General features: G+C 69.6%; 9 protein-coding genes. 3 read left to right on the top strand and 6 right to left on the bottom strand.

What is annotated here, in order from left to right; genetic code table 11:
- Nucleotides 1-247: 247 nt before the first annotated feature.
- A complete protein-coding gene (locus WFI16_RS16730) occupies nt 248-379 on the top strand; it encodes a hypothetical protein (protein ID WP_419898971.1) in 132 nt (43 codons plus the stop codon).
- A 328-nt stretch (nt 380-707) separates the two neighbouring features.
- On the opposite strand, the gene WFI16_RS16725 is transcribed toward WFI16_RS16730, so the two are convergent.
- The 3 genes from WFI16_RS16725 to WFI16_RS16715 all read right to left on the bottom strand — a co-directional run bounded on the left by WFI16_RS16725 (nt 708) and on the right by WFI16_RS16715 (nt 4,495).
- The gene (locus tag WFI16_RS16725) at nt 708-2,702 is read right to left on the bottom strand and encodes a hybrid sensor histidine kinase/response regulator (RefSeq protein WP_419898970.1); all 1,995 of its coding nucleotides are present in this window, start codon (nt 2,700-2,702) and stop codon (nt 708-710) included.
- 408 nt (nt 2,703-3,110) lie between these two features.
- Complete coding sequence (locus WFI16_RS16720; RefSeq protein ID WP_419898969.1) at nt 3,111-3,584, bottom strand: SRPBCC family protein; 474 nt, start codon at nt 3,582-3,584, stop codon at nt 3,111-3,113.
- 41 nt (nt 3,585-3,625) lie between these two features.
- A complete protein-coding gene (locus WFI16_RS16715) occupies nt 3,626-4,495 on the bottom strand; it encodes an SDR family oxidoreductase (protein WP_419898968.1) in 870 nt (289 codons plus the stop codon).
- A 102-nt stretch (nt 4,496-4,597) separates the two neighbouring features.
- Between WFI16_RS16715 and WFI16_RS16710 the strand changes: the two genes are divergently transcribed.
- On the top strand, nt 4,598-5,491 hold the full coding sequence (locus WFI16_RS16710) for a LysR family transcriptional regulator (protein ID WP_419898967.1): 894 nt from the start codon (nt 4,598-4,600) through the stop codon (nt 5,489-5,491).
- 222 nt (nt 5,492-5,713) lie between these two features.
- Here WFI16_RS16710 and WFI16_RS16705 read toward each other — a convergent pair whose 3' ends face one another.
- From WFI16_RS16705 to WFI16_RS16695, 3 genes are all read right to left on the bottom strand, one after another.
- Complete coding sequence (locus WFI16_RS16705) at nt 5,714-6,589, bottom strand: amidohydrolase family protein (protein WP_419898966.1); 876 nt, start codon at nt 6,587-6,589, stop codon at nt 5,714-5,716.
- Nucleotides 6,590-6,594: 5 nt separating this feature from the next.
- Entirely contained in the window at nt 6,595-7,566 is a 972-nt protein-coding gene (locus tag WFI16_RS16700; RefSeq protein ID WP_419898965.1) for a Bug family tripartite tricarboxylate transporter substrate binding protein, read from the bottom strand.
- 168 nt (nt 7,567-7,734) lie between these two features.
- Nucleotides 7,735-8,751 (bottom strand): hydroxyacid dehydrogenase, encoded by a 1,017-nt coding sequence (locus WFI16_RS16695; protein ID WP_419898964.1) that lies wholly within the window; start codon nt 8,749-8,751, stop codon nt 7,735-7,737.
- A 332-nt stretch (nt 8,752-9,083) separates the two neighbouring features.
- Here WFI16_RS16695 and WFI16_RS16690 point away from each other — a divergent pair, with 332 nt between their 5' ends.
- Nucleotides 9,084-10,076 carry a Bug family tripartite tricarboxylate transporter substrate binding protein gene (locus WFI16_RS16690; protein WP_419898963.1) on the top strand — a complete coding sequence of 331 codons (993 nt, stop codon included), beginning with the start codon at nt 9,084-9,086 and terminating at the stop codon, nt 10,074-10,076.
- The last annotated feature ends 6 nt before the right edge of the window (nt 10,077-10,082 follow it).

Below are 10,082 nucleotides of genomic sequence, written 5' to 3'. Positions count from 1 at the left end.
TGCGCTCTGGGATGCCATCCGTGACGCCCTCCCGCAGTTCTCACCGCAGGAGTGTGCCAGCTACTTCACCGCCGCAGGATATGAACCAGAATGATCGGATTATGCTCTAGCAGGCCTTTCTGCAGCAGCAGGCAGGAGCAACCTGCACTTTGATCGCAATGCCTGTTGCTGAACGATCCTTCCCGTGTCCCCTCGCCGGGATGGCCCGCCAAGGCCGGGCGCCTGTTTTCCTGCTGGCCACGAGCAGGTGCGCTCCATCGCCGCCTTCCTGGCGGGCGATGTTGATGCCTCGCGCCGGGTCGAGCTCGACCTGCCGGAGGCTGGCGGCTGCCATTCGGTCCGCGTGCTGCCCGACGCCGCCGGCGCGTTGTTCTCCTGATGCTCCCCGCCGTTGCAACCTGTCACGGAAACATTGTGCTGCGGGATCGACGCCGCGTGGGCCACCGTGCCCGCCGAGCCCGTCCATGATGCAGATCTGATTGCCTCGGCGTGCTGGTGGCGGTCGGCCTGCATGCTGACAGGCGCCTGGCTGCTGAACGGGCTCGGCGCCTGCACGACGCTGGCCGTGGTGTGGCGCCGCTGTTCTAAACATCCTGATGGTGCTGGCGCTGCTGCCTGCAGCCCACAAGACAGCGAAAGAGCGGCAGGAATTCTACTTTTTCTCTCAGCCGTGCCTTCGGTTCTGACGGCTCGATCCGTGCACGAGCCTATGCCTGCAAGAGCATGTCCTTGATCCGCTGCGTCATATGGCCCAGCGCGAAGGGTTTGGTCATGACCTGCATGCCCGGTTCCAGACGCCCCTCGCCGAGCAGAGCCTGCTCCGCGTAGCCCGTAATGAACAGGACCTTCAGGTCAGGGCGAAGGTGACGCGCCGCGTTGACCATCTGCCGCCCATTCATGCCGCCAGGCAGCCCAATGTCGCTGATCAGCAGATCTATGCGCGCGGTCGAGCGGAGCAATTCCAGCCCGGAGGCAGCGTCCGGCGCCTCGAGGACGACGTAGCCGAGATCTGCAAGGACCTCCGTCACCAGCATCCGGATCGTTGCCTCATCGTCGACGACAAGGACGGTCACTCTCGTACTGACAAGGGCTTCTGGAACCGGTTCTTCCTCGGCACCCGCGGCCGGCACCTCTCCCTGGAAACGAGGGAGGTGAAGGCAGATCGTTGTGCCCTGACCGGCCTCCGACAGGATCTGCACATGGCCGCCGGACTGCTGGACGAATCCGTACACCATGGAAAGTCCCAGGCCCGTCCCCTGGCCGATCGGCTTCGTGGTGAAGAACGGTTCAAAGGCCCTCGAACTCACCTCCGGCGTCATGCCGACCCCCGTGTCGGTTACGCAGATCGCCACATGCTGGCCCGCAGGCAGGCCGCGCGCGTTGGCATCGGCCTCATCGAGGTCAAGGTTTGACGTCGCGATCGTCAACTGGCCGCCGTTTGGCATGGCATCGCGCGCGTTGATGCAGAGGTTCAGCAGTGCATTCTCGAGCTGGTTCGGATCGCAAAGGATCGGCCAGACATCGGTGCCCAGCTTGATCTGGACACTGATCGCCGGGCCGACGGTGCCCCGCAGGAGCGTCTGCATCCCGGTGATGAGCGGGCTTACCCGAATAGGTCTTGGATCGAGTGTCTGCTGGCGCGAGAAGGCCAGCAGCCTGTGCGTCAGAGAGGCGGCACGGTCCGCCGCGCCGCGGGCAGCATCGACATAGCGGTCGATGCCGTCGCTCCGGCCTTGGTCGATGCGGGTGCTGAGAAGCTCCAGACTGCCTGTGATACCCAGCATGAGATTGTTGAAGTCATGGGCCAGGCCGCCCGTGAGCTGGCCGATGGCCTCCATCTTCTGTGCCTGGCGCAGGCGCTCCTCGGTCCGCTGCAGAGCGGCGGCCTGCTCCTTCTCCACAGTGACATGACGCCCATAGGCGTAAACCAGTTCACCCTCGAAGGACGTGCTCCACGAGATCCAGCGCACCGTGCCATCGATGTGCCGGTAGCGGTTCTCGAAGCTGATCAGGTCAAGTTGGTTCGCAGCCCGACCCAGTGCCGCCAGTGTCGGTTCGGCATCCTCTGGCCAGATGAAGTCGAGAAAACTGCGGCCGACCACCTCTGCGGGTTTGTGCCCGAGGACGGCCGTCCAGGCGGGGCTCACGGCCTGGAAGATCCCCTCAGCGTTGATGATGACGAGGAGATCGCGGGAGTTCCGCCAAACCCGATCAAGCTCTGCCGTCCGCGCAGCGACCAGAGCCTCAAGTTTGGCTTCACTGTTCCGCAGGGCTCGCTCTCCCAGGACCTTGGCAGTGGTCTCGATGCATGCGCAGAACAGACCAGCGATGCTGCCGTCCTCGCTGTGGATCGGTGTGTAGGAAAAGCTGAACCAGGTGTCCTCGGGATAGCCATTGCGCCGCATCGGGATTGGCAGATCTTCGAAGGAGAGCGCTCTGCCTCCGATGACCTGCTGCACGATGGGACCGAACTGGGGCCAGATGTCGGACCAGGCCGCTTCAAATGCCTGGCCAAGCGCACGCGGGTGCTTGGAGCCGAGAACCGTTGCGTAGTCATCGTTGTAGAGCAGGGTGAGCTCTGGCCCCCACGCCAGGAACATGGGCTGCTTGGCATGAAGCATGAGGCACACGGCCGTCCGCAGACTCTGCGGCCAAGCCTCCGTCGGGCCCAACCGAGTGGCCTGCCAGTCGAACGCGCGCATGCGCTCGCCCATCTCTCCCCCACCCGCGAGGAAGTAGAGGTTCTGATGGGCGCCTGCCTCAGAGCCCTTCTCAAAGTTTGTTGCCAAGCGTCCCGTCTCCACCTGCCTGTTTCAGCCAGGCTCATGATCCACGCCGGGATGTCTACCGCAATCAACCCAAACACCGGTTGGAAGCAATTCGTTTCAGCCGCGTTTATATGCACGGGTGGCTATATTGGCCGGCGCAGCGACATGGTCCGGCCCTTCGAGACGCCGCCGCCCGCGCTGGTGGCCATCAGGACTTGCGGCAGCGCGCACCACCGGGCGCGGGTCCTGCCAGCCGTGGGCCATGCGGTGAAGCTGGCGGTGCCTCCACGAAGGGCAACATGCTCTCTGAGGAGGTCCCGCCATCCAGCTTCCTCTCAGGGATCAGATCCGGACCGGGGCCAGCAGCTCACGCATGCGCCTGAGCGTCGACAGCAGCGCGGCCTTGTAGCCCTGCTCGCTGTCGAACTGCGCCTGCTCGGCCTGTTCCTCCGGGCCGCCCGGAGCCTTCCCCCGCACCCCGAGGTAGCAGTAGAAGCGCAGCTGCAGCGCGCCCGCCGGGTCCTCGAACAGCTCGTTGACGATGGCCCCCTCGCGCGGTCCGGTCGCCTGGAAGAAGGTGACCTTGCTGTTCGGCTCGAAGGCGATGATCTCGCGCAGCCCGACGCCCGCGATGGTGGCCTCGCGCACGATGTGCGTCGCGCTTTCCTCCACCACCTCGCAGCGGGTGCAGAGGCCGGGCGGCAGGAACAGGCGGGCGTCGCGGGCCTTGAGGACGAGGCCATCCCAGGCCTGCGCGCGGGTCAGCGGCACCTCGCCCTCAGGGTTGACCGGGATGGTGGCGGTCGAGAAGATCATGACGATGGTCCTTCTGCTTCGTGTGTGGGAGCCGCCCGGCGTCAGGCCGCGGCGGCGATGCGGGTCGCGAAGTCGCGGTAGGAGTGGAGCGGACGGCCCAGCATGGCGGTCAGACGCGACACGTCGCCGGGCTGCGGCACCATGCCCACGGTCGCGAAGCGCTCGGCCATCAGACGCATGTCGAAGGCCATCCAGCCCGGCATGAACTGCCGGGAGTGCGCCTCGAACCCGGCCAGATCCTCGCCCGGATAGGCGATCGGGCGGCCGAGCACCTCCGACCAGATGGCGGCGACGTCCGCGCCGGTCAGCGTGTCGGGGCCGACCAGGTTGATGCGGTCGAGCGGCAGCGGCTCGGCGGCCCGCTCGCGGCGCAGCAGCTCAAGCGCCGCGACCTCGCCGATGTCGCGCACATCCACCATGGCGAGGCCCTTGGAGCCGATCGGCATCGGGTAGAGGCCGGAGCCGGTGATGACGTCCTTCACCGCCGCGTCGTTGTCGATGAAGTAGGCGGGGCGCAGGATGGTGGCGGGCAGCCCCATCCCTTCGATCATGCGCTCGGCCGCGAACTTGCCCGCGAAATGCGGCACGTTGAGGTAGCGCTCGCCCTCGATCACCGAGAGATAGACGATCCGCTCGATGCCCGCCTCGCGGGCGGTGTTCAGGGCGATCAGCGCCTGGGTGAATTCGTCGGGCACCACGGCATTGAGCAGAAAGAGCGTCGAGACGCCGGCAAAGGCGGCGCGCAGCGAATCAACGTCCAGCAGGTCGCCCTGAACCGTGGTGACGCCTTCGGGGAGGCTGGCCTGGACAGGGTTGCGCACCAAGGCACGCAGGTCGGCGCCGCGCTTGGCGAGCTGCTGGACGACGTTGCGGCCGACCTGGCCCGTGGCGCCGGTCACGAGGATGGTCATGGGGTTCACTCCGGTTGGCGTTGGTGACGCCCGGAAGATGGCTGATCCACAGGAGGCCCAGTAGACGCTACATCTAGACAGCTCGTCTCACTGGTGGAACGCATGGACCTTCTTGCCCTCGCTGACTTCAACCTGGTGGCCCGGCACGGTGGGTTCGGGCGGGCCGCCCGCGCCGCCGGTCGTCCCAAGGCGACCCTGTCCCGCCGGGTGGCGGAACTGGAAGGCAGCCTCGACCTGCGCCTGTTCGAGCGTGGCGCCCGGGCACTCAGGCTGACCCAGGAAGGCCGAGCGCTGCACGAGCGGACGGCGGCCCTGCTCAACGAGCTGGACGAGGCGGCGACGGCGATCGCTTCCGGCGTGGACCGTCCACGCGGTCGCCTGCGGGTCAGCGCGCCGCTTCTGTTTTCGCAGACCGCGATGGGGCGGCTGGCGGCGGGATTCGCGCTGAAACACCCGGAGGTCCGGCTCGAGGTCACGACGGAGGACCGGGCCGTCGACATGGTGGAGGAGGGCTACGACCTGGTGATCCGCGTCAACCCGGACCCGGACGAGAGCCTCGTTGGCCGCGCCTTCCTGCGCGACCGGCTCGTCGTCGTGGCGAGCCCTGCGCTGGCCCGGCCGTCGGACGGGACCGCGGTCCCCGCCGTGGTGCGAGGGTCAGGGGAAGGCGCCGTGACCTGGGATGTGATGAATGCGGAGGGGCGCGTGCGCGTCGCGACGCGCACGGTGCTTGGCCTGTCATCGCTCGTCATGGTCCGCGATGCGGTTCGCGCAGGTGTCGGCGCCGGGCGCCTGCCGATATCGCTGGTGAGCCGTGACCTGGCAGCCGGAAGGCTGGTCCACTGGGGTGATGTGGACGGCCCGGACATCGCACTCTGGGCGCTCTACCCGTCTCGGCGGCTGCTGAACGCACGCGTCTCCGCCTTTCTGGACCACCTGAAGGACGCCTTCCCTCAGGGGACGCCGGAGGAATTGGGAGCCTATCTCGAGGGCTGAATGACCGCCGACCGGCCTTCGTCCATCATCGAGCTTTGGAGCCTTTCACCAGGCTTGAATCCGATGCGCCGGAAGAGGGTCATCCGCCCGGGCGGGACGTCACCCGCAACCCCTTCGTCAGCGGCACCGGCACCACCATGCGGGCACCAACCGTCATGCAGGGATGCGCCCGGGCGGCGATGGAAGGCTGGCGAGCCTCGTCGCGCACGCCGCCCGGACGCGTCACAGCCGGCTGAAGCCGTAGATTTCGGCCGGGTTCTCCACGAGCATCCGGCGCTGCACGGCGTCGGACCCCGCCCATTCCATCGCGAGGTCGAACAATCCGGCATCGTCCGGCTTCGCCTCCGCGGGCCGGGTCGGATGCGGCCAGTCGGTGCCCCAGAGAAGGCGCTCGGGCGCCCGGCGCGCCAGGGCCGCCGCCACGGCGCCGGCATCCGGATAATGCGGCGCTCCGACCTGGCTGCGGATATAGGGGCCGGACAGCTTGACCCAGGTGTTGCCCGCGTCGAGCAGCCGCCCGATGATCCTGAAGGCCTCGCTGTCCAGCCCGGCGAGCTGGGGAACATGCCCCAGATGGTCCAGCACCAGCCGGCACGGCAGCTGCGCCAGCACCTCCTGCGCCGTCCGCAGCTGCGCCTCGGAGGCATTGAGCTGGATGTGCCAGCCCAGCGCCGCGATGCGCCTCCCCAGCCGCTCCAGATCCGCCAGTCCCAGCACGCCGGGCATGGTGAGGTTGAAGCGCACGCCGCGCACCCCGGCGGCGTCCAGCACGCGCAGCTCCGCCTCCGCCACATCGGCAGCGACGACCGCCACCATGCGGAAGGACTCGCGACCCAGGCTTTCCAGGGCCTGCAGGTGCCGCCTGTTGTCCGTGCCATAGGCCGAGGGCTGCACCAGCACCCCGCGCGACAGGCCGAGGCGCTGTTGCAGCGCGCGGTACCCTGCCTCCGTCGCATCCGGATGGTGCGGCGTGCCGGGCGCGGACGCCACGCGGCTGTCGTAGATGTGGAAGTGGCAATCCGTGGCCCCGGGCGGTGCCCGGTGGCGGGGCGGCCCTTCGCCCGCCGACCAGGGCGCCCTCCTCTGGCGGTCCTCCATCCCGCTCAGTCCAGCGTCGCCCCGGAGGCGCGCACGAGCTGCTCCCACATCGGCCGTTCCCGCGCCGCGCGGGCGGCGGCCTCCTGTGGCGTCGTGCCCAGGGGCTTGTTGCCGGTCGGGCGGAAGCGCTGCTGCACCGCGGGGTCGGCCGCGACCTCGCGCATGGCCTCCGAAAGGCGGTCCACCACCGCCTCGGGCGTGCCGGCGGGCACGGTGATCGCCCCCCAGGAGGTCACCAGGAAATCGGGCACGCCCGCCTCGGCCATGGTGGGTACGTCCGGCAGGTCGGGCGACCGCTCGGCCGAGGTCACCGCCAGGGCCCGCAGCTTGCCGCCCCGCAGGTTGGACAAGGCGGTCGGCAGGTTGTCGACGGTGAGCTGGGTATCGCCCCGCAGCATGCTGGTCAGCGCGTCAGAGCCGCCGCGGAAAGGCACGTGGAGACCCTGGATGCCGGTGCGCCGGCACAGCATCTCGCCGGACAGGTGCACGGTGGTGCCGATGCCGGAGCTGCCGAAGGCGATGCCGCTCGGCCGCTGCTTCGCCCAGGCCACGAACTCGGCCAGGGTCGTCGCCGGGACGTGGTCGGTGGGCACGACCACCACCAGCGGCGCCTCCCAGGCCAGGGATACCGGGATGAGGTCCTTCTCCGGGGCGTAGGGCAGATCGCGGTAGAGGTACTGATTGATGGAGAGGCTGTTCACCGCGCTGGCGCCCAGCGTGTAGCCGTCCGGCGCCGCATGGGCGACGGCGGCGGTGCCGATGGTGCCGCCGCCGCCGGTGCGGTTCTCCACCACCACCGACTGGCCGAGCCGGGCGCCCAGCGTGTCGGCGATCAATCGACCGGCGAGGTCCACCGCGCCGCCCGGCGGATAGGCGACGATCAGCCTCAAGGGACGCGTCGGCCAGGCCTGCGCCCGCGCCAGCCGCGGTGCGGCCAGGGCGGCTGCCGCGGCCAGGAGCATGCGGCGTTCGATCATGATGGATTCACTCCCATGGTGCTGTGTCGTTGGCAGATCTTGTCGGGATGGCGGCCTGCCTCGCGGCGGCGGCGACGGGCGCCCGGTCTGCGAAAGCCCGCCGCGGATCGGTCCCGCAGAGCGGGGGGGGGACCGGGGGTCCTCCCCTTCGACGCCCTGGAGGCTGCGTCAGGAAGCCGGGAAGAGCTCGGCCGGCATCCCGCCGGGCACGACCACCGCGCCTGCCAGGCTCGGCAGGCGCCCTGCCAGCACGGCGATGATGCTGTCCGCCGCGCCGCAGGCCATGCCGGTGGCGCCCCGCGGCGTGTTGGCGGCAAGGTGCGGCGTCGCCACGACACGCGGATGGCTGCGGAAGCGGCTGTCGGCCGGCAGCGGTTCCTGGGCGAAGACGTCCAGCCCCGCCCAGCCCAGCTGCCCGGAATCGAGCGCCGCCAGCAGCGAGTCCTGATCCACGATGCCGCCGCGCGCGGTGTGCACCAGGATGGCCCCCTTCGGCAGCAGGGCCAGCTCGGCCGCGCCGATCAGGCCACGGGTTTCCGGCTCCAGGGGGCAGTGGAGCGACAGCACCTCGGCCTGGCGCAGCAGGTCCGGCAGCGTGTCGACGCGCTCGCCCGGCCCGGGCAGGCCACCGGCCGGCAGGTAGGGATCGAAGGCCAGGACGCGCATGCCGAAGGCATCGGCGTAGCGCGCCACCCTGGAGCCGATGGCGCCGTAGCCGACGAGGCCGAGGGTCATGCCGTCGATGTCGCGCGTCATGCGGGAGGTCTTCTCCCAGAGGCCCTCGCGCATGCCGCTGACCACCGAGGGCAGGTCCTTCAGCAGGCAGAGCATCAGCGCCATGGCGTGCTCGGCGACGGAGCGGGCGTTGGCCCCGGCCGCGCGCGTCACCGTCAGACCGCGCGCCCTGGCTGCCGGAATGTCGATGCCGTCGATGCCCGCGCCATGCCGCGCCACGACGCGCAGCTCAGGCGCCGCGGCATCCATCACCGTGCCGTTGATGATGCCCTGCCGGTGCAGGATCGCCACCGGGCGATGCCGGGCGATGGCGGCGAGGAGTTCCTCCTCGCTCGGGTAGGCCGTCGAGCAGTGCACGGCATAGCCGGCCTCCTCCAGCATGGAGACGGCTTCCGGTGCCAGCCTGGCGGCGGAAACAAGGACAGTGGGGCGCATGGTGGCCTCGGGCATGGGGCTGCATTCCAGAACGGGCGGGAGAGGCGTCGCTGACCGGGATTCAGTCTTTCAAGCGTGGCGCGACCGGGGCGCCCCGGGTGACGCCCCTGCGCCCGGCCCCGTGGAACGGGGTGCATCGCCGGCGATCGCCCAGGGCGGCATCACCGGGCGGCGTCACCGGGCGACGGCGCCGGAGACCGCGACATCCAAGAGCCATGGCCGTCTTCCTCCACGAGCCCGGCGTCGTTGTCGCGCCGGTTCGATTGACAGGGCTGGACCTGCAGTGCCAGGGTAACAAGAAAAACGCAATGGCGTTTCGAAAATCTGATCTCCAGGAGGAAACACGAATGCCCGACCCTGTCCTGCCTCCCCTGCCCCGCCGCAGCCTGCTGGCCGCGGGCCTGGCCGGGCTCGCCCTGCCCCGTCCGGCCCGGTCCCAGGAGGCCTATCCCTCGCGCCCGGTGCGGGTGATCGTCCCCTGGGCGCCGGGCGGCGCGGTGGACACGCTGGCGCGGCGCCTGTCGCAGAAGCTGTCGGAGCAGCTGGGGCAGACCTTCGTGGTGGAGAACAAGTCGGGCGCCACCGGCACGATCGGCGCCGGCGAGGCCGCCCGTGCGGCGCCGGACGGCTACACGCTGCTGGCCATGGACAACACCTATGCCATGCTGCCCTACCTGTTCAGCCGGCTGCCCTTCGACGTCGAGACCGCCTTCCGCCCCGTCACCGTGACGGCCTTCTCGCCGATCCTGCTGGCGGTGGGCCAGAACTCGCCCTACCGCGACCTCGCCTCGCTCGTCGCGGCGGCGAAGAAGGACCCGGAGAAGCTGACCTACGGCACCGGCGGCATGGGCAGCGCGCCGCATTTCGCGACGCTCGCCTTCGAGCGGGCGGCGGGCGTGAAGCTCTACCACGTCCCCTACCGCGGCGCGGGCGAGGCGGTGATCGGCGTCCTGTCGGGCAATGTGGACCTGGTCATGCTGTCGCCGGGCTCCGCCCTGGGCAATATCCGCGGCGGGCAGCTGCGGCCGCTCGCCATCAGCGGGGCGAACCGGGTGGCGGCGCTGCCGGAGGTGCCGACCTTCGGGGAGGCCGGGCTGCCCGGCTACAGCGTCATCAACTGGTCCGGCCTCGCCGCGCCGAAGGGCACGCCGGACGCGGTCGTGCAGCGCCTGCAGCAGGAAGCCGCGCGCGCCATCGCCGCCCCGGACATGAAGAGCTTCATCGCCGATCTCGGCTCCGAGCCGGGCGGCATCGCGCCCGACGCCTTCGCCCGCCTGATCCGGGAGGAGACCGCGCGCTGGCGCGACGTCGCCGCCACCGGCGGCATCGAGAAGCAGTAAGGGCCA

The sequence above is a fragment of the Roseomonas sp. USHLN139 genome (assembly GCF_037145735.1).
Classification (GTDB): domain Bacteria; phylum Pseudomonadota; class Alphaproteobacteria; order Acetobacterales; family Acetobacteraceae; genus Pseudoroseomonas.
Note: the sequence above shows the minus strand (reverse complement) of the source record. Positions and strands in the feature narration are given on the sequence as shown.

What these genes read in the sequence shown, in the direction of transcription:
- WFI16_RS16715 (WP_419898968.1), bottom strand. Translation starts at nt 4,495, where the DNA reads ATGACCATCCTCGTGACCGGCGCCACGGGCCAGGTCGGCCGCAACGTC.
- WFI16_RS16690 (WP_419898963.1), top strand. Translation starts at nt 9,084, where the DNA reads ATGCCCGACCCTGTCCTGCCTCCCCTGCCCCGCCGCAGCCTGCTGGCC.
- WFI16_RS16720 (WP_419898969.1), bottom strand. Translation starts at nt 3,584, where the DNA reads ATGATCTTCTCGACCGCCACCATCCCGGTCAACCCTGAGGGCGAGGTG.
- WFI16_RS16725 (WP_419898970.1), bottom strand. Translation starts at nt 2,702, where the DNA reads ATGCGCGCGTTCGACTGGCAGGCCACTCGGTTGGGCCCGACGGAGGCT.
- WFI16_RS16710 (WP_419898967.1), top strand. Translation starts at nt 4,598, where the DNA reads ATGGACCTTCTTGCCCTCGCTGACTTCAACCTGGTGGCCCGGCACGGT.
- WFI16_RS16705 (WP_419898966.1), bottom strand. Translation starts at nt 6,589, where the DNA reads ATGGAGGACCGCCAGAGGAGGGCGCCCTGGTCGGCGGGCGAAGGGCCG.
- WFI16_RS16695 (WP_419898964.1), bottom strand. Translation starts at nt 8,751, where the DNA reads ATGCCCGAGGCCACCATGCGCCCCACTGTCCTTGTTTCCGCCGCCAGG.
- WFI16_RS16700 (WP_419898965.1), bottom strand. Translation starts at nt 7,566, where the DNA reads ATGATCGAACGCCGCATGCTCCTGGCCGCGGCAGCCGCCCTGGCCGCA.